The 18,789-nt window shown below is 37.6% G+C and carries 22 protein-coding genes; all 22 read left to right on the top strand.

Features of this window, described 5'->3' with window-relative positions; all coding sequences use genetic code 11:
* The first annotated feature begins 211 nt into the window (after positions 1–211).
* Positions 212–1,225, top strand: a complete 1,014-nt coding sequence (gene fliG, locus R6U77_RS19000; protein ID WP_293921337.1) for a flagellar motor switch protein FliG — start codon at positions 212–214, stop codon at positions 1,223–1,225.
* The gene (fliH, locus tag R6U77_RS18995; protein WP_319836819.1) at positions 1,209–2,009 is read left to right on the top strand and encodes a flagellar assembly protein FliH; all 801 of its coding nucleotides are present in this window, start codon (positions 1,209–1,211) and stop codon (positions 2,007–2,009) included. Before fliG ends, fliH begins: the two co-directional genes overlap by 17 nt.
* Before the next feature lie 5 nt (positions 2,010–2,014).
* Positions 2,015–3,343: a flagellar protein export ATPase FliI gene (gene fliI / locus R6U77_RS18990; RefSeq protein ID WP_319836818.1), complete on the top strand. Its 1,329-nt coding sequence runs from the start codon at positions 2,015–2,017 to the stop codon at positions 3,341–3,343.
* Entirely contained in the window at positions 3,340–3,789 is a 450-nt protein-coding gene (gene fliJ, locus R6U77_RS18985) for a flagellar export protein FliJ (protein ID WP_293921385.1), read from the top strand. Before fliI ends, fliJ begins: the two co-directional genes overlap by 4 nt.
* Positions 3,790–3,793: 4 nt before the next feature.
* Complete coding sequence (locus R6U77_RS18980; protein ID WP_319836817.1) at positions 3,794–4,396, top strand: MotE family protein; 603 nt, start codon at positions 3,794–3,796, stop codon at positions 4,394–4,396.
* Positions 4,397–4,415: 19 nt separating this feature from the next.
* The gene (locus tag R6U77_RS18975) at positions 4,416–5,615 is read left to right on the top strand and encodes a flagellar hook-length control protein FliK (protein WP_319836816.1); all 1,200 of its coding nucleotides are present in this window, start codon (positions 4,416–4,418) and stop codon (positions 5,613–5,615) included.
* 2 nt (positions 5,616–5,617) lie between these two features.
* Positions 5,618–6,340: a flagellar hook assembly protein FlgD gene (gene flgD / locus R6U77_RS18970; protein ID WP_319836815.1), complete on the top strand. Its 723-nt coding sequence runs from the start codon at positions 5,618–5,620 to the stop codon at positions 6,338–6,340.
* A 21-nt stretch (positions 6,341–6,361) separates the two neighbouring features.
* Complete coding sequence (locus R6U77_RS18965) at positions 6,362–6,727, top strand: TIGR02530 family flagellar biosynthesis protein (protein ID WP_319838399.1); 366 nt, start codon at positions 6,362–6,364, stop codon at positions 6,725–6,727.
* A gap of 95 nt (positions 6,728–6,822) precedes the next feature.
* Positions 6,823–7,806, top strand: a complete 984-nt coding sequence (locus tag R6U77_RS18960; protein ID WP_319836814.1) for a flagellar hook-basal body complex protein — start codon at positions 6,823–6,825, stop codon at positions 7,804–7,806.
* Between the two features lie 97 nt (positions 7,807–7,903).
* Entirely contained in the window at positions 7,904–8,125 is a 222-nt protein-coding gene (locus tag R6U77_RS18955) for a flagellar FlbD family protein (protein ID WP_293921330.1), read from the top strand.
* Positions 8,115–8,543, top strand: a complete 429-nt coding sequence (gene fliL / locus R6U77_RS18950; RefSeq protein ID WP_293921329.1) for a flagellar basal body-associated protein FliL — start codon at positions 8,115–8,117, stop codon at positions 8,541–8,543. The genes R6U77_RS18955 and fliL overlap by 11 nt, the downstream gene beginning before the upstream one ends.
* 35 nt (positions 8,544–8,578) lie before the next feature.
* A complete protein-coding gene (gene fliM / locus R6U77_RS18945) occupies positions 8,579–9,574 on the top strand; it encodes a flagellar motor switch protein FliM (RefSeq protein ID WP_293921328.1) in 996 nt (331 codons plus the stop codon).
* Positions 9,567–10,805, top strand: coding sequence for a flagellar motor switch phosphatase FliY (fliY, locus tag R6U77_RS18940; protein ID WP_319836813.1), 1,239 nt, complete (start codon positions 9,567–9,569; stop codon positions 10,803–10,805). The genes fliM and fliY overlap by 8 nt, the downstream gene beginning before the upstream one ends.
* Positions 10,806–10,826: 21 nt before the next feature.
* Positions 10,827–11,189 carry a response regulator gene (locus R6U77_RS18935; protein WP_293921326.1) on the top strand — a complete coding sequence of 121 codons (363 nt, stop codon included), beginning with the start codon at positions 10,827–10,829 and terminating at the stop codon, positions 11,187–11,189.
* A gap of 4 nt (positions 11,190–11,193) precedes the next feature.
* Positions 11,194–11,862, top strand: coding sequence for a flagellar biosynthetic protein FliO (locus R6U77_RS18930; RefSeq protein WP_319836812.1), 669 nt, complete (start codon positions 11,194–11,196; stop codon positions 11,860–11,862).
* The gene (gene fliP, locus R6U77_RS18925) at positions 11,859–12,524 is read left to right on the top strand and encodes a flagellar type III secretion system pore protein FliP (RefSeq protein ID WP_293921323.1); all 666 of its coding nucleotides are present in this window, start codon (positions 11,859–11,861) and stop codon (positions 12,522–12,524) included. Before R6U77_RS18930 ends, fliP begins: the two co-directional genes overlap by 4 nt.
* 13 nt (positions 12,525–12,537) lie before the next feature.
* A complete protein-coding gene (gene fliQ, locus R6U77_RS18920) occupies positions 12,538–12,807 on the top strand; it encodes a flagellar biosynthesis protein FliQ (RefSeq protein WP_293921322.1) in 270 nt (89 codons plus the stop codon).
* Between the two features lie 3 nt (positions 12,808–12,810).
* A complete protein-coding gene (gene fliR / locus R6U77_RS18915) occupies positions 12,811–13,587 on the top strand; it encodes a flagellar biosynthetic protein FliR (RefSeq protein ID WP_293921321.1) in 777 nt (258 codons plus the stop codon).
* Position 13,588: 1 nt separating this feature from the next.
* On the top strand, positions 13,589–14,677 hold the full coding sequence (gene flhB, locus R6U77_RS18910) for a flagellar biosynthesis protein FlhB (RefSeq protein ID WP_293921320.1): 1,089 nt from the start codon (positions 13,589–13,591) through the stop codon (positions 14,675–14,677).
* 23 nt (positions 14,678–14,700) lie between these two features.
* The gene (gene flhA / locus R6U77_RS18905) at positions 14,701–16,734 is read left to right on the top strand and encodes a flagellar biosynthesis protein FlhA (RefSeq protein WP_319836811.1); all 2,034 of its coding nucleotides are present in this window, start codon (positions 14,701–14,703) and stop codon (positions 16,732–16,734) included.
* Positions 16,731–17,909 (top strand): flagellar biosynthesis GTPase FlhF, encoded by a 1,179-nt coding sequence (flhF, locus tag R6U77_RS18900; RefSeq protein ID WP_319836810.1) that lies wholly within the window; start codon positions 16,731–16,733, stop codon positions 17,907–17,909. Before flhA ends, flhF begins: the two co-directional genes overlap by 4 nt.
* Positions 17,906–18,778: a MinD/ParA family protein gene (locus tag R6U77_RS18895; RefSeq protein WP_319836809.1), complete on the top strand. Its 873-nt coding sequence runs from the start codon at positions 17,906–17,908 to the stop codon at positions 18,776–18,778. Before flhF ends, R6U77_RS18895 begins: the two co-directional genes overlap by 4 nt.
* The last annotated feature ends 11 nt before the right edge of the window (positions 18,779–18,789 follow it).

Genomic DNA, 18,789 nt, shown 5'->3' with positions numbered 1-18,789 from the left:
TATTGATAGCAATATGAATATTTAAGTAGCATGTAATTCAGTGGGCATCCGAAGGCTCACTGAATCAAAATAAAGCCTCCGGCGGATGTCATAGATTTTGAAGAGAGGCCTGCACTAAGCAGGCCAGTTAACCGTTGTCACAGGGTGTGACGGCTCACTCGAAAAATCTGGACGCAATTACGCCGAGGCGTAATTGATTGGAGGGGTGGCTATGTCTAAGAAAGACAAGGAATTATCAGGGAAGCAAAAAGCTGCCCTACTCTTAATTTCATTGGGACCAGAAGTGTCAGCTTCAGTATATAAACATTTAAGTGAAGAGGAAATTGAACGCTTAACTTTAGAAATTTCCAGTGTTAAAAAAGTAGAGTCACATATGAAGGAAGAAATTATTGAGGAATTTCACAATATTGCATTAGCGCAAGATTACATTACACAAGGCGGTATTGGCTATGCAAAAACAGTTTTAGAAAAAGCATTAGGCAGTGACCAAGCGCAAGCAATTTTAAATCGCTTAACGTCATCGCTTCAAGTGAGACCGTTTGATTTTGCACGTAAAGCAGATCCAGCTCAAATTTTCAACTTTATTCAAAATGAGCATCCACAAACAATCGCTTTAATTTTATCTTATTTAGAAGCAGGGCAAGCAGGAATTATTTTATCTTCATTACCTCAAGAGGTCCAAGCGGATATTGCAAAGCGTATTGCAATGATGGATTCAACATCACCAGAAGTAATTAGTGAAATTGAATCTGTTTTAGAGCGTAAGCTATCTTCTACTGTAACGCAAGATTACACTGAAACTGGTGGCGTTGACGCTGTCGTAGAAGTACTTAGCGGAGTGGATCGTCAAACGGAAAAAACAATTTTGGATGCACTCGAAATTCAAGATCCAGAATTGGCAGAAGAAATCAAGAAGCGCATGTTCGTATTCGAAGATATCGTTACGCTTGATAACCGTTCAATCCAACGTGTTATTCGCGACTGCGAAAATGAAGACTTACTATTATCAATGAAAGTTTCTTCTGATGAAGTAAAAGATATTATTTTCCGTAATATGTCACAGCGTATGGCAGAAACGTTTAAAGAAGAGATGGAAATTATGGGGCCAGTACGCTTACGAGATGTAGAGGACGCACAGTCTCGCATCGTAGCGGTTATTCGACGCTTAGAAGATGCTGGAGAAATCATTATAGCTCGCGGTGGAGGAGATGACGTCATTGTCTAGAATTATTCGCTCTATACAAGCACAGTCAACTGAAGCAGAGCAAGGCGTTAAAATCGAAATTAAAGATTTTTTTCAGCCAACAGCTTTTCAAACAGATGCTCAGGCAGGAGAACTTGAAAATTTAACATTAGAAAATATTCAGGCAGAGCGGGAAATGTATTTAACTGAGGCGAGACAACAAATTGAGTTCGAGCGTCAACAGCTAGAGCAATATCGAGATGAGCAATTACAAGCTATCGAGCAATTGAAGCAAATTTGGCAAGAGGAAAAGCTCATGCTTGAGCAACAAGCGCATGAAGAGGGCTTTGCTGCTGGCTATGAGGAAGGGATACAAAAAGCTAATGCTGCGATGGAACAGTCGCTTACAATGGCCAATGAAACAATCACACAGGCGCAGCAAAATGCGAAAAAGTATATTGATGATCAAGAATTTGTTGTATTAGAGCTCGCTTTAACTGCTGCTGAACGAATTATTGGTGTAGCACTTGAACGAGACAATGAACTATTTACTGAAATCGTCAAACGTGGCTTAAAAGAAGCGCGAGAAATGAAAGAAATCAAAGTATATGTTGCACCAGTCTATTATCAACTCATTACCAAAAACTATGATGAACTAGCTGAGATGTTCCCACCAGATGTGCCTTTACTGTTTTTTGTAAATGAAGATTTAAATAGCACAGAAAGCTATATTGAAACGAATCATGGACGTATTGTTGTATCGATTGATGAACAGCTCAATGAACTACGTTTGAAGCTAAATGAAATTTTAACAAGCAAGGACTGATACGGATGAAAGCGACTCAATTAATTGAACAAATACCAAACCTTAATACTTTTAAGAAATTTGGACGCGTCACGAGAGTAGTAGGCTTAATGATTGAGTCACGGGGTCCTGAAAGTTCAATAGGAGATGTATGTAAAATACATGTGCAAACGGTGCAGCATGGACAGCAAACAATACTTGCTGAAGTGGTAGGCTTCAGAGATGAGATTGTTGTCTTGATGCCATTCTCCTCATTGCGTGAAATTTCAATTGGCTGTTTAGTCGAAGGAACTGGAAAGCCGCTAGAAGTAAAGGTTGGTCCTGAGCTAATTGGAAAAATACTCGATTCAATGGGCAATCCATATGATGGCTATACATTACCAAAAGGTCTTGTGTCTGTACAAACAGAGCGACAACCTCCTAACCCGATGACACGTCCACCTATTAGTGAACAAATGGAAGTTGGCGTAAAGGCGATTGATGGGATGCTGACAATTGGTACAGGACAAAGGGTTGGTATTTTCGCTGGTTCAGGTGTCGGAAAAAGTACGCTACTTGGGATGATTGCTCGTAACACAAAGGCTGATTTAAATGTCATTGCACTAGTAGGTGAGCGGGGTCGAGAAGTTCGAGAGTTTATCGAACGAGATTTAGGACCAGAAGGTTTAAGTCGTTCGATAGTTGTTGCAGCAACGAGTGATCAACCGGCTTTAATGCGTATTAAAGCCGCATTTACTGCAACAGCAATAGCGGAATATTTCCGAGATCGCGGAATGAATGTCATGTTAATGATGGATTCTGTAACACGTGTTGCAATGGCACAGCGGGAGGTAGGTTTAGCCGTTGGTGAACCACCAGCAACGCGAGGCTATACGCCTTCTGTATTTGCCATTCTCCCTTCATTGTTAGAACGTACAGGAACGAATTTAAAAGGGTCTATCACAGCCTTTTATACGGTGCTAGTAGATGGGGATGACATGAATGAGCCGATTGCAGATACTGTACGTGGTATTTTAGATGGACATATCGTTTTAGATCGAACTTTAGCGAATAAAGGGCAGTACCCAGCTATTAACGTCTTGAAAAGTGTCAGTCGTTTAATGAATCATATTGCAGCACCTGAACATGTAAAAGCAGCAGAACGCTTACGAGAGTTGTATTATACGTATGACAAATCTGAGGATTTGATTAACATTGGTGCATATAAGCGAGGTACATCGCGCGAAATTGATGAAGCGATTCAATATGAGCCGCTAATTACAGCATATTTAAAGCAAGGCTACAAAGACTACGTATCTATCGAGCAAGCTGTCAATGAATTAATTACTCTAGCAAATGGTGGTGTATCATCATAATGCAATACACATATCGGTTTGAAAAAATATTAGTTGTGCGTGAGCAAGAGAAAAATGAATCTGAAATCGCTTATAAAGAGTCTGTACGTGTTTTTGAGGAAATTGCTACAAAGCTCTATGACTTATTAAAAAAGAAAGAAGATTTACTAGTCTACCAACAAGAGCGCTTATCTATAGGTGCTTCTATTGATGAAATTAGTCATTATGCTAATTTCATAGATAGTATGGAAAAGACAATTGCAGATGTTCAACAAAAGGTTGTACAAGCCCGTTCGAAAATGAATTGGCATGAACAAAAGCTGTTGGAAAAAAACTTAGAGGTTCGCAAGTTTGAAAAAATGCGTGAAAAAGACTTCGATGCCTTTAGAGAAGAGCAAAATCGCATTGAAGCAAAGCAATTAGATGAACTATCATCGCTTGCATATAACAAAAGAGAAATCAGGTGATGTCATGGCGAAAAAACAAGTTGAAAATGTAAATGCAGAAGAGCTTGATGACAAGAAGCCGGGGTTTTTTCAAAAATTCTTTATGCTGTTTATTATCCCATTATTATTTATCGTTACACTTGTGTTAATTGTAAGTTATTTTACAAATACAAACGTGTTTCAATTTGCAGATAGTATGAAAGAAAAAATCCCATTCCTTGACAAAAAAGAAGAGGGAACTTCAGAAAACCCATCGATGACAGGGGAAAGAATCGTTACATTACAAGCGGAGCTTCAAGAAAAAGAAGCGAAGATTGAGCAATTACAAGCTGAAATTGATGCCTCAAAAGAAGCAAATAATGAATTACTTATAGAGCAAGAGAAATTACAATTTGAAATCCAGAAACTACAACGTGAACAAGAAGACATAAAAAAAGATTTCCAAGAAATTTTATCTACTTATGAGAAAATGTCTGCAAAAGTAGCAGCGCCTATTTTGATTGAAATGAATGATGAAGAGGCACTTCGCATTATGTCGAATTTAAAGCCTGACATTCTTTCAGCTATTTTTTCAAAAATGCCACCAGCGGATGCGGCACGTTATACAGAATTGCTAGCACAACAGTAATTTGAGAGGAGGTGAAAAAATGAATATCGCAATGATGCAACAACTAGCACCAAAAGTGGAAGTGCCAAAGCAGGCTGTGCCAGCAGCTAAAAATGAACAGCTAAGTCAAGAAAAATTCGGCTCTGTGTTTAACAAAATTTTAGCAACAACAAATCAACCAGCGACACAGCAAAATGCCCCAGCTGCAACAGATTTAAATGCAGTAGGAGAGCTAGTTTCAGCAGATTCGTTAGAGGAAGTATTGGAGATACTGGGCATTCCTCATGATGCAGCATTGTTATTTATTGAAGTTGAAGGTGATGCAATTGCTGTTGAAGACATGATGAATCTCGAGGATTTAGCAGCAGCCTTAAGCATGGACAAAGAGGAGCTTGTAACACTTATTGAGCAGCTACTTGGAGAAGAAATGCCAATTGAGGATATTTGGGCTCTATTTGAGCAAGCCCCAAATTTACTAGCACAAATTATGAGCGCATTGCAAGGTGAGCATCAAGTGCCACCACAGCAAGCTGAAAAAGTAATCGCTGTACTAAAATTAGCTGAAGTTATTGCTACTAAAACAGACACTGTTTATACACAGGAAGTTCAGTTAATACAAGTAAAAGAAGCATTCCAACAAGTTGCTACACAGCTTCAGCAAACTGTACAAGTGCAACAACAAGCACCTAAAGCAGCAGTCTTTCAGCAAGTGCCAGTAAATAAGCAGGAAACAGACGCGACACAGCCAGCACCAATTACATCACAGCAATCATCAGCAGCTGTAAAAACTGTAACAGTGACGTTACCAGCTGAGCGTCCAGCGCAATCAGAGGCATTGATAAAAGAAATACAAAATTTAATTAATCGTAGTCAACTGTCTAGCACACAAGGTACTATGAAGTTAATGTTAAAGCTTTATCCAGAAAATTTGGGCTCTATCCGTATCGAAATTATGCAAAAAGATGGTATGTTAACAGCACGATTACTTGCAACAACTGCAGCAGGGAAAGAATTGCTTGATTCAAACTTACAGCAATTAAAAGCAGGGCTTGCTGCTCAAAACATCCAAGTAGAGCGTCTTGATGTATCACAGGCTTTACAAGATGCAGAACGTAATATGCGTGACCAAAGCTTCTTTAATAACTTCTTTAAACAGCAAAATCAGGAGCAAGAAGCTCAAAAAGATGAAGAAAATGATGATAAAAAGTCATTTAGTGAGTTTTTAAATGAGGAGGTGTAAAAATGACGACAACGCCAACTACAAATACCGCTTCAAGTAAAGTTACAGACGATCTTTATTACTCAAGCTATAAAGCACCTGTCAGAGAAACTGGAAATAGTGCATTGGGGAAAGATGCCTTTTTAAAGCTGCTAATTACCCAATTGCAAAACCAAGATCCAACAAATCCAATGAATGACCGCGAGTTTATAGCTCAAATGGCTCAATTTTCATCTTTGGAACAGATGCAGAATATGACAAAAGCCATAGAGGTCCTTGTGGAATCACAACAACAAACACAATTAATGTCCTATACTACTTTTATTGGTAAAGAGGTAAAATGGCATGAGTTAACAGATAAATTAGATGAGACGGGCAAGCCAATTGCTGTTGAAGGTGCTGGCACGATTGTTGAATTGAAATTTGTTGATGGTCAACCACAATTCATATTAGATGATGGTAAAACAATTTCAGCAGGGAATATTTCTTCGATTACTGGAAATGGCTCTTTATCTGGTACAGGTAATCCATTTGCAGAGGCGAGTAAATTAATTGGACAAACTGTTCGCTATGAAGTTGATGGGCAAGCAATTGAAGCTTTAATTGAAGCGATTACAATGAAAAACGGCTCTATTGTTTATTTGCTAAATAATGGGACGCGATTAACGAAAGATCAGTTTGAAGTAGTGAAAGAATCAAAAGATGAGTCAGTAGATAAAGAAGAATCTACAAATGAAGGTAAATAAGGTGGTGTGTAGATGAAACAGATGAATTCGATTCAGCGCATTCCATATCATCCACCATTGCAGCCGACAAAGCAAGTTAAGCAAGCAACATCGACATCTTTTATCGAGCAATTGCAAGCCGCAGTTGGTAAGCAACATTTAAAAATAAGTAAACATGCAACAGAGCGTTTACAAGAAAGAAATATTATGATTTCTGATGAAGAATGGCAACAAGTGACAGATAGCGTACTTGAGGCACATGACAAAGGTGTTCGCCAACCATTAGTTTTGATGGAACAAGCAGCATTAATAGTCAATGCTAAAAATGCCACAGTAATTACAGCAATGGATCGTTTAGAAGCAAAAAAGCAAATTTTCACGAATATTGATGGCACCATTATATTATAGGCTGGACCTAAAAGGAGGCCTATCGATGCTACTGACCGATTGAAGTGGCATCCGCAAGTAGAGAAATTAAGAAGACGAAGGGAGAACAAAACAATATGTTACGTTCAATGTACTCGGGTATTTCAGGTTTAAGAAACTTCCAAACTAAATTGGATGTTATCGGTAACAACATCGCTAACGTAAATACACATGGCTTTAAAAAAGGTCGTGTTATTTTTAAAGATTTAATGTCTCAAACACAAGCAGGTGCTTCAGGTCCTTCAATGGGCGCTGGTGGTGTGAACGCAAAACAAATAGGTTTAGGTTCAACACTGGCGACAATCGATACAATTCATGGTACGGGTTCTCGTCAAAATACAGGTCGTGTACTTGATGTAGCTATGGAAGGTGAAGGGTTCTTTGTAGTTGGTAAACTAGCAGGGGATGATGTAGATGAAACTTTAATTGAAGGATTTACAGGTACAGCATATACTCGTGCAGGTAACTTCTACATGGACCGAGAGGGTTTCCTTGTAAACAGTAATGGCGATTATGTAATTGGTTGGATGCAAGAAGATGGCGATTTGCCAGATGGTATTACAGATGGAATGGTAAATCCAGATGGTGCAATTATTACACATTCTCCTTTACAAGGTGATGATGCAGTTGAAATTTCCGAATTAAAATGGGCTGAAGATGCATTGCAAAGAGAAGATGTTGCAGGTGGACGTATTTTAATCCCTACAGATGCACAGGAAATTTCAATTGGGGAAGATGGTACAGTAACATATGTAAGTGCTGATGGTATTTTAACATTCGCTGGACAAATAATGGTTGCCAAATTTCCAAATGCTGAAGGATTAACGAAGATGGGAAATAACTATTTCCAAGTGTCAGCTAACTCTGGTGAAACACAGTTTGGCGCCGGGTCTAGCTTTGGTATTGGTAAAACAGTATCAGGTGGTTTAGAAATGTCCAATGTTGACTTATCTGAAGAATTTACAGAGATGATTGTCGCACAGCGTGGTTTCCAAGCGAATACGCGTATTATTACGACATCGGATGAGATTTTACAAGAGCTAGTAAACTTGAAGCGTTAATTTGATTTATTTATAATCACCTACTTCTAAAAGTAGTAGGGGGAATTCATTGTAAGGGAGGGTCGGGCCGGCACTTCGTTTGTCCGGCCCTAATTCAATGATTGAACTTACTCGTTTAAATGGTAAACGATTCACATTAAATGCATTATACATAGAAACCGTCGAATCTTTTCCAGATACGACGATTACCTTAACAACTGGTAGTAAATTAATTGTTTTAGAGAATGAAGAGCAAGTGCGACAAAAGGTGAAAGCCTTTTATCAACATATACAAATATTATCCAATCCGCATCTGCGAGGTGAAGAAGATGAAGAGTAATAAGCTGTTGATGATTATGATTATTATTTTAGTAGCGATTATTTTGGTAGGAGCAATATTATTTGTTGTTTATATGAATGCAAATAAAGACTCTGTAGAAAAGGGACCGACAATTGATGAAATTGTGGAAGCATCTATTGACGTACCAGAAATTAGAACCAATTTAAAGGATAAGCACGTTGTTATCATGCAAATGAAGCTTACAACAGATAGTAAAGAAGCAGCTGCCGAATTAGAGAAGCGTTTATTCCAAGTAAACAATATTGCGATTCAAGAATTATCTGATATGGAGCTAAAAGATTTAGAAGGCTCGCAAGGAAAAGAAGCATTTGGCAACATATTGAAGACTAAAGTTAATGAATTGATGCAAGATGGTGAGGTTACGAAAGTTTATCTAACTGCCTACATCAGCCAATAAATTAAAGAAACATCTTTTGAAATGGAGGTGGGCAAATGGCAGGAGATGTATTATCCCAATCAGAGATTGATGCGCTGTTATCGGCGATATCAACAGGTGAAATGTCAGCGGATGATATGAAAAAGGAAGATGAAACGAAAAAAGTAAAAGTTTATGATTTTAAACGTGCACTTCGTTTTTCAAAAGATCAAATCCGAAGTTTGACCCGAATACATGAAAACTTTGCTAGATTATTAACGACATCGTTTTCTGCACAGCTAAGAACCTATGTTCAAATCACAGTTGTATCTGTTGACCAAATACCTTTTGAGGAGTTTATTCGTTCAATACCGAATATGACATTAATAAATGTATTTGAAGTACCGCCATTAGATGGTAATATTTTAATGGAGATTAATCCAAACATCGCCTATTCGATGTTAGACCGTTTAATGGGGGGAGCAGGTTCAAGCCATAGTAATGTAGATAACTTAACTGAAATTGAAACGAAAATTATGACAAACCTATTTGAGCGCTCATTTGACAATTTGCGTGAGGCATGGGAAAGCATTGTAGAAATTGATCCAATGCTTGTTGAATTAGAGGTAAACCCGCAATTTTTACAAATGATCTCACCAAATGAGACGGTTGTTGTTATTTCATTAAATACTGTAATTGGTGAAACGACCGGGATGATTAATATTTGTTTACCTCACGTTGTGCTTGAACCAATCGTACCTAATTTATCAGTACGCTATTGGATGCAAGCAAATACGAAGCAAAATTCGCCTGAACAAACAAATTTCATACAAACTCGTGTGAAGCAATCGACATTACCGGTTATAGCGGAGCTTGGGAACACAACGATTTCAGTTGAGGATTTCTTAACGATGCAGCTAGGGGATGTTATACCATTAGAACAAAAAATTGATGAGCCTCTCATGTTGAAGGTCGGCGATATACCGAAATTCACGATACAGCCTGGTAAATTAGGGAAAAAGATGGCTGCTCAAATTATAGATCCTGTGGAAGGAGGAGACGAAGATGAGTGATGAAATGCTCTCCCAAGAAGAGATTGAAGCCTTGTTAAGAGGTGAAACTTTAGAAAATAAAAGCGAGACATCAGAAGATGCCATTGCAGCATCAGAGGAAGTTAAAATAGAGGATTATCTTAGTCCGATAGAGCAGGATGCTTTAGGTGAGATTGGAAATATTTCGTTTGGGAGCTCAGCCACTGCATTATCTGCATTGCTTGGTCAAAAAGTAGATATTACAACACCTAGCATTTCAATGATTAATCGCAACCGTTTAGAGGAGGAATTTCCTCATCCTTATGTAGCGATACAAGTAGAGTATACAATTGGTCTAATCGGAATGAACTTACTTGTTATTAAGCAATCAGATGCAGCAATTATTGCAGATTTGATGCTCGGTGGCGATGGATTAAATCCGAAGCCAGAGCTTGGTGAAATTCAATTAAGTGCTGTGCAAGAAGCGATGAATCAAATGATGGGCTCAGCGGCAACATCCATGTCAACAATCTTTAATCAAAAAGTAGATATTTCACCACCAACAATTGATTTAATGAATATCTCTCAAAATGAAGGAAAGGATAATTTGCCTGATGATGATTTATTAGTGCGTGTATCCTTTAGATTACGCATTGGTGAATTAATTGATTCAAACATTATGCAATTATTGCCTTTAAATTTTAGTAAGAAAATAGTAAAGTCATTAATGGGGGAAACTGATGAAGAAGCATCGACAGCAGTGGAAGCTGTAGCTCAGTCCACACCACCATCTGCTTCTACACCAGCACAGCAACAACAACCAGTACAGCAACAACCAGTACAACAACAGCAGCCGATGCAACAGCAACCGATGCAACAGCAACCTATGTATGAGCAGCCGGTACAACAGCAGCAGCCAATGTATCAACAACCTGCTTACCAAATGCCACCGGTAAATGTACAGCCAGCACAATTTGCAAGCTTTGAGCAAGCAAATTTATCACAGCAAGAGGCGCATAATTTAAATATGCTGTTAGACATTCCGTTACAAGTAACAGTGGAGCTTGGAAGAACGAAGCGTTCCGTTAAGGAGATCTTGGAGCTTTCAAGTGGTTCTATTATTGAGCTAGATAAATTAGCAGGTGAACCTGTTGATATTTTAGTAAATAGTCGCTTAATTGCGAAAGGTGAAGTTGTTGTTATTGATGAGAATTTCGGTGTTCGTATTACAGATATTTTAAGTCAAGCAGATCGCTTGAATAACTTACGATAGTTTAAATTGGAGGAATTAATTATGTCTAAAAAGATTTTAATTGTTGATGATGCTGCTTTCATGCGTATGATGATTAAAGATATTTTAACGAAAAATGGTTATGAAGTAGTAGGAGAAGCAGCGGATGGTGCGCAAGCGGTAGAGAAATACAATGAATTACGTCCAGATTTAGTAACAATGGATATTACAATGCCTGAAATGGACGGTATTGCGGCACTAAAAGCAATTAAAGGAACACACCCAAATGCTATTATTATTATGTGCTCTGCAATGGGACAACAAGCAATGGTAATTGATGCAATTCAAGCTGGTGCGAAAGATTTCATCGTAAAGCCATTCCAAGCTGACCGTGTAATTGAAGCAATCCAAAAAGCTTTAGGTTGATAGAATGCTAAAAAACAAATCATTACATGCGTATTTTTTTGTGATGCTGCTTGTATTGATTGCCGTTTTTATACCGATTGAAGCACATGCAGCTGTAGAGGGATTTGTTAAAGACAACTACCCATCTATAAATGATGAGAAGAAGGATATAAATAATACTGAAACAGATGCCGATACGAATGAAATTGCTCCGGCATCTGAATCTTTCAGTTTATGGGGGTTTATTAAAGTATTTTTAGCCTTTATTTTCGTATTAGCTCTACTCATAGCTGTGCTCAAATTTTTAAATAAGCGCAATGTCAAATATCAACAAAATAGTGTTGTGCGGAATGTTGGTGGAATATCTGTTGGTGCACAAAAATCTGTTCAAATTCTTCAAGTTGGCAACCGCCTTTATATGGTTGGTGTTGGTGAAAATGTGCAACTCTTAAAAGAGGTGTCAGATGAAGAAGAGATTGAACAAATTTTATCTCACTATGATGAGAAACAAACAGCGATATCAACAGTGCCTTATATTGTAGAGTTGTTTAAAGGGAAATCGGAACAAAAGCAAAAAACGGAGCAACAAGCACAAAGCTTTAGCAATATATTTGATAGCAAACTATCAGAAATAAAAAAAGAACGTAGTAATGGACTAGAGCAATGGAAAGAAAAGGAGTATGATAAGCAATGATGTCATTAATTACTGCATTCTCTGATTTTGATCCAGCAAATGTCTCGACGTCCGTCAAATTACTTCTTTTACTAACTGTACTGTCTTTAGCACCTAGTATTTTAATTTTGATGACATCGTTTACACGTATCGTCATCGTTTTATCTTTTACGAGAACTGCACTGGCTACACAGCAAATGCCCCCAAACCAAGTAATTATTGGGTTAGCGTTATTTTTAACATTTTTTGTTATGGCACCTACCTTCCAAGAAGTGAATGATCAAGCTTTACAGCCGTTGTTTAATGAGGAAATCGGGCTTGAGGAAGCATACGATCGTGCCGCAGTGCCCTTTAAAGAGTTTATGGCAGAGCATACGAGGCAGAAGGATTTAGAATTATTTATTTCATATAATCAAGCAGAGCGGCCAGCAACAATTGAGGAAATACCACTTACAATGCTAGTACCCGCCTTTGCGTTAAGTGAAATAAAAACAGCATTTCAAATGGGCTTTATGATTTTCATTCCTTTTTTAGTAATCGACATGGTTGTAGCAAGTACCTTGATGTCGATGGGGATGATGATGTTACCGCCTGTTATGGTTTCATTGCCATTTAAAATTCTATTATTTGTATTGGTAGATGGCTGGTATTTAGTAATGAAATCATTACTTCAAAGTTTTTAGGGGATGATACATAATGACACAAGAAATGGTCATTTCAGTTGCAGAGCGAGCAGTGTTTGTTATCTTGATTACTTCAGGACCACTATTATTAATTGCGTTAGCGACAGGGTTGCTAGTTAGTATTTTCCAAGCAACAACATCGATTCAGGAGCAAACATTAGCTTTTGTACCAAAAATCGTTGCTGTATTTGTCGCACTTATCTTTTTTGGACCATTTATGATTTCACAAATGACGAATTATTTCCATGATATTTTAAATAATTTAGTTCGTTTTATAGGATAAAAGATGGTAGAATTAGTTCCTAAAATAACTGTCCTGCTGTTAATTTTTGTTCGTGTTTCTGCCTTTTTTGTATCTATTCCGTTATTTTCATATCGCACAATACCACCTCAAATGAGGATTGCTTTAGCGTTTGCGCTATCATTAATTATGTATTATACATTTCCAAATGAGGCAATTGCATTTGATGGTACTTACATATTACTTGTATTAAAAGAAGCAATTATTGGATTAATGCTCGGTTTAATCGCTTATATGATTATGTCAGCAGTCCAAATTGCGGGAGGATTTATCGATTTTCAAATGGGCTTTGCAATGGCCAATATTATTGATCCACAAACAGGTACCCAAAGTCCATTAATGGGTCAATTTTTTAACTTCCTAGCCTTGTTGACGATGTTAGCTATTAATGGGCATCACCTATTGCTAGATGGTATTTTTTATAGCTATCAGTTTATACCAATGGATCAGCTTTTCCCTAATTTCGGCAGTGAGGCGACGGTGGAGTTTATTTTAAAAACATTTACAGCTGTATTTGCTATTGCCTTTCAAATGTCAGCTCCAATAATTGCAACATTATTTTTAGTTACAGTAGCACTTGGTATAACAGGAAAAACTGTACCGCAAATGAATATTTTTGTCGTCGGTTTCCCGATTAAAATTGCAGTTGGCTTCATCGTGTTAATTGTGACGATGGGCGTTATGGTAGGCGTTATGCAAAGGCTGATTGAGATGATGGTTGTGCACTTACGAGATTTAATGGTTCTTTTAGGTGGTGGCTAACATGAAACTTTATATAACGTTGGACCTTCAATTTTTTGCAGGTGAAAAAACGGAGAAAGCGACCCCTAAAAAGCGGCAAGATGCGAGAAAAAAGGGACAAGTATTAAAAAGTCAGGATGTAACAGCTGCAGTTTTATTGCTTCTGATGTTCATTTTTTTATTTGTTGCTGCACCATCTATGTTTAAAGGTTTAGTCGATTTTTTAAACCAAACATTTGAGCGTAACTTATTAATTGATACACTAACCGCAGATGTGGCAATGGAGATGTTTGTCGAATCTTTAAAGGAAATGGCAAAAATTGTTTTGCCAATCATGCTAGCTGCGATGGTTGCAGGTATTGGAGCTAACTATTTCCAATTTGGCTTGTTATTCACAACAGAAACGTTAAAATTAGATTTAAAAAAAATGGATCCAATTAAAGGGATAAAAAAAATTATTTCTTTAAGGGCGATTATCAATTTAATTAAATCGTTACTAAAAGTGTCTTTTATTGGTGCTGTTACAACAATTGTAATTTGGATGAATTTAGAAAAAGTATTATCTTTAGCTTTTAAGAGCCCTTGGGAAAGTTTAGGGACAGTTGCTTACTTAACTGGGATTATGGGTCTTGCGGCTGCGTTAATGCTTGTCTTTATCGCATTGCTTGATTATATGTACGAAAAATATGAATATGAAAAGCAGTTAAAAATGTCTAAGCAAGATATTAAAGATGAACATAAAAATAGTGAAGGTGATCCTTTAATTAAATCGAAAATTAAGCAACGACAACGCGAAATGGCGATGCGTCGTATGATGCAGGAAATACCATCAGCGGATGTCGTCATTACAAACCCGACGCACTATGCTATCGCATTAAAATATGATGAAGATAGCATGGATGCACCGAGGGTTGTTGCAAAAGGAACTGATTTTGTAGCACAAAAAATTAAAATGATTGCAAAAGAGCATGATGTCATTATGGTGGAAAATCGACCATTGGCACGTGCGATGTATGACCAAGTAGAAATTGGTGATGCCGTACCAGAAGAGTTTTTTAAAGCAGTAGCAGAAATTTTAGCATACGTATACCGTATTAAACGCAAAATTTAAGTACCGATTCAGGAGGGAAAGTAATGAAAATTCGCGATATAGGGGTTTTAGCTGCGGTTATTTTAGTAGTAGCGATGCTCATTATCCCTCTACCAACGTGGTTGTTAAGCTTTCTTATTATTATTAATATAACGCTTGCCCTACTCGTGCTATTAACCGCTATGAATATGAAGGAAGCTTTAGATTTTTCTATTTTCCCATCCGTTATCTTGTTATTAACGCTATTTCGTTTAGGGTTGAGTGTTTCTACAACACGTGCCATCTTAGCGAATGGTGATGCCGGTGAGGTAGTAGAAACCTTCGGTAATTTCGTAACAGGTGGAAATATTTTAGTCGGTTTAGTTATTTTCATGCTGTTAGTTATTATTCAATTTATTGTTATTACAAAAGGGGCAGAGCGTGTAGCTGAAGTTGCAGCACGTTTCACATTGGATGCGATGCCTGGTAAGCAGATGAGTATTGATGCTGATTTAAATGCTGGCATTATTTCTGAAAAGGAAGCACGTGAACGACGTGACAAAGTGGCTGGCGAATCGGACTTTTACGGAGCGATGGATGGTGCCACAAAGTTCGTAAAAGGGGATGCGATCGCCTCGATTATTATGGTATTTATCAACCTATTATTTGGGATGATTATCGGAATACTTAATTTAGGTTTAAGCTTTGGTGAAGCAGCAAATAAATTCTCCATATTAACGGTGGGGGATGGTCTTGTATCGCAAATTCCAGCACTGTTAATTTCAACTGCAACAGGTATTGTCGTAACACGTGCAGCATCAGATGGCAATTTAGGCGAGGATATTACAAAGCAATTATTTGCACAATCTAAATTGCTTTACGTAGCAGGGGCTACTATTTTTTTACTTGGCTTATTTACGCCAATTCCATTTTGGATTACGATTCCAATTTCTGGCGCATTAGCGATTGGTGCTTGGTTAATGGATCGTAAACAGGAGGAAAGCCCAGAAGAGCTGCTTGAACTAGAGGAAGAAGTTGCAACAGATACGATGAAAAGTCCCGAGAATGTTGTTAATTTATTAAATGTCGATCCAATTGAATTTGAATTTGGCTACGGCTTAATTCCACTCGTAGATGCTTCACAAGGTGGAGATTTATTAGATCGGGTTGTCATGATTCGCCGCCAGCTAGCATTAGAACTAGGTATTGTTATTCCGGTTGTGCGAATTCGTGACAATATACAATTACAACCAAATGAATATCGCATTAAAATTAAAGGAAATGAAATGGCGCGTGGCGAACTTTTATTAGATCACTATTTAGCGATGAGTCCTGGTGATGATGATAGTATTGAAGGTATCGATACAATTGAACCATCCTTTGGCTTGCCTGCCAAATGGATTACAGAGCAAGTGAAGGAAGAGGCAGAAATGCTCGGCTATACAGTTGTTGATCCACCAAGCGTTGTATCAACACATTTAACAGAAATGATTCGAGCGAATGCATATGAATTGCTTGGACGCCAAGAAACGAAACAATTAATTGATCATTTACGTGAAACACATGCTATTTTAGTAGAGGAATTGACGCCTACACCATTATCTATTGGAGAAATTCAAAAGGTGCTTAGCAAGCTATTACGTGAAAATGTATCGATTCGTAACTTGCCAATTATTTTTGAAACGCTAGCGGACTATTCAAAGCTAACAAGTGATACAGATATATTAACGGAATATGTGAGACAAGCACTTGCAAGGCAAATTACAACACAATATGTCAACGGTCAGCCAGCACTTAAAGTAATTACGGTTTCAGCGAAAGTCGAAAAATTAATTGCAGATAGCATTCAGCAAACAGATCATGGTAATTATTTGGCGATGGACCCACATGACTCCCAGTTGGTGTTGGAAACAATCGCAAAGGAAGTAGAACGAGTATCCTATATGGAACAATCACCGTTAATTTTATGTTCACCAGGTGTGCGTATGTATTTACGCCAATTAACGGAACGCTATTTCCCTCAAATTCCGATTTTAAGCTATAACGAACTTGATGCAGCTGTGGAAATTCAAAGTGTTGGAGTGGTGAATGTTGAATGAAGATGAAAAAATATAATGCACCATCCATAGCAGAAGCAATGAAACTAATTCGTGCTGATCTAGGGGATGATGCAGTAATTTTAAATTCCAAGGTCGTAGTAGATAAAAAGTTTTTTGGTCTAGTCAAAAAGAAGAGCTTTGAAGTTGTAGCAGGTATTGATAAGGTGGAAGCGAAGCCCGCTTTCCCACCTTTACAAGATTTGCAATTGTTAAAGCCGATTGTACAAGTACCAGCATCGACATCAGTAAAAGAAACTGAGCAAAAGGTTTTGAAAAAAGCATCATTAGAAGAGGATTCAGCTATAACAAATGAATTAAAAAAAGAAATTGCTGATTTAAAATCCATTATGCAATCATTACATCGACAATCCATTCAGTCAAAATACCCTGATGAACTCTTGCACTTTATCGATTATTTGAAACAGCAAGAGCTGAATGAAGAGCTCATCACACAAATTAGTGATGAGCTTTTTGTTCATATTGAAGAGATAGATTCGATTGATTTTGAAAAATTCCAAGCAGCGACAGAGCGCGTATTGGAGCGCAAATTGCGCGACGTGGAAATTGGCGGCGTGTCGTATGACAAAAAATATATTAATGTGCTTGGTCCAACTGGTGTGGGGAAAACGACTACGATTGCGAAGATGGCTGCAAGAGCTGTGCTAGAAAAGAAAAAGAAGGTCGGCTTTATTACAACAGATACATATCGTATTGCGGCAATTGAGCAGCTTAAAACATACGCTGGTTTACTACAAGTGCCAATTGAAATCGTTTATAGTGCTGAAGATTATAAAGCGGCGATTGAAAAATTTGCGCATTTAGATTTAGTATTTATTGATACTGCTGGCCGTAATTATAAAGAAGCTAAATATATCACAGATTTGCAGCAGCTCATCAAATTTGGCGATAATGTACAAACATTTTTAGTCTTGTCCTTAACATCAAAAGAACAAGATTTAGATGTAATTATTAAGCAATTTGAGCAAATTCATGTCGAAAAATTCATTTTTACGAAGCTAGATGAGACAAATTCTATTGGCACAATGTTCAATTTAATGATTAAATATAAGAAAGGACTTGCTTACTATACAAATGGGCAAGAAGTACCGGAAGATATAGAGGAGCCAAGTTTAGAAAAAATGTTTGAGTTGTTCTTTCGAGGAGAAATTACATGAGAGATCAGGCTGAAATTTTACGAATGAAAATGCTAGAAAGTCAAGGTGCCCTTGGAAAATCATTAGCAATAGTAAGCGGTAAAGGCGGTGTAGGAAAAAGTAACTTTACAACGAATTTTGCGGCATTATTAGCGAAGGAAGGAAAGAATGTTGTTATTTTAGATATGGATATCGGTATGGGCAACATTCATATTCTTTTTGGTAAAACGACAGAATATAGTTTAAAAGATTATCTACAAGGGAATGTGACACTTGAGCAAGCGATGTTTGAAGGACCAAATGGTGTACGCTACATCTCAGGAGGCTCAGGAATGTCGGCGTTAGTAGAATGGTCTGACTCTATGTTTGCGGCACTTATTGAGGCGTTTAGACAGCTACAGCAATCATTTGACTATATTTTATTTGATATGGGAGCTGGAGCAACAAATTGGTCGCTCGATTTATTAACATCAATCGATGAAATTATCGTTATTTCTACAGCAGAGCCAACCGCTATTATGGATGCTTATTCGATGATGAAGTTTATTCATTTAAAAGACAGCGAAAAAACATTTTATCTATTATGTAATCGCGTTATGTCTAAAGAAGAAGGACAGGAGACGCTCAGTCGTTTAAATGGAGCTATGCAAAAGTTTATGGCGAAGGAAGTTATACCGCTAGGCTCATTGCCAGAGGACCCTGTCGTACGAAAGGCTGTAAGAGAGCAAGTACCCTTTACTATTTTATATCCGAATGCTCCAATTTCAAAAACGATGCAACAAATTGTGCAACGTTTTTTACAAGAAACAACAGAAGAAATACATGCACCGAAACATTCGAATAATTTTTTAACGAAACTGAAAAGTATTTTTTCGAAAGGGCGTGATTAGTTGAGATTTTC

Source organism: Lysinibacillus louembei (assembly GCF_033880585.1).
Classification (GTDB): Bacteria; Bacillota; Bacilli; order Bacillales_A; family Planococcaceae; genus Metasolibacillus; species Metasolibacillus louembei.
The sequence above is the reverse complement of the archived record's forward strand: the minus strand, read 5'-3'. Positions and strand labels throughout refer to the sequence as shown.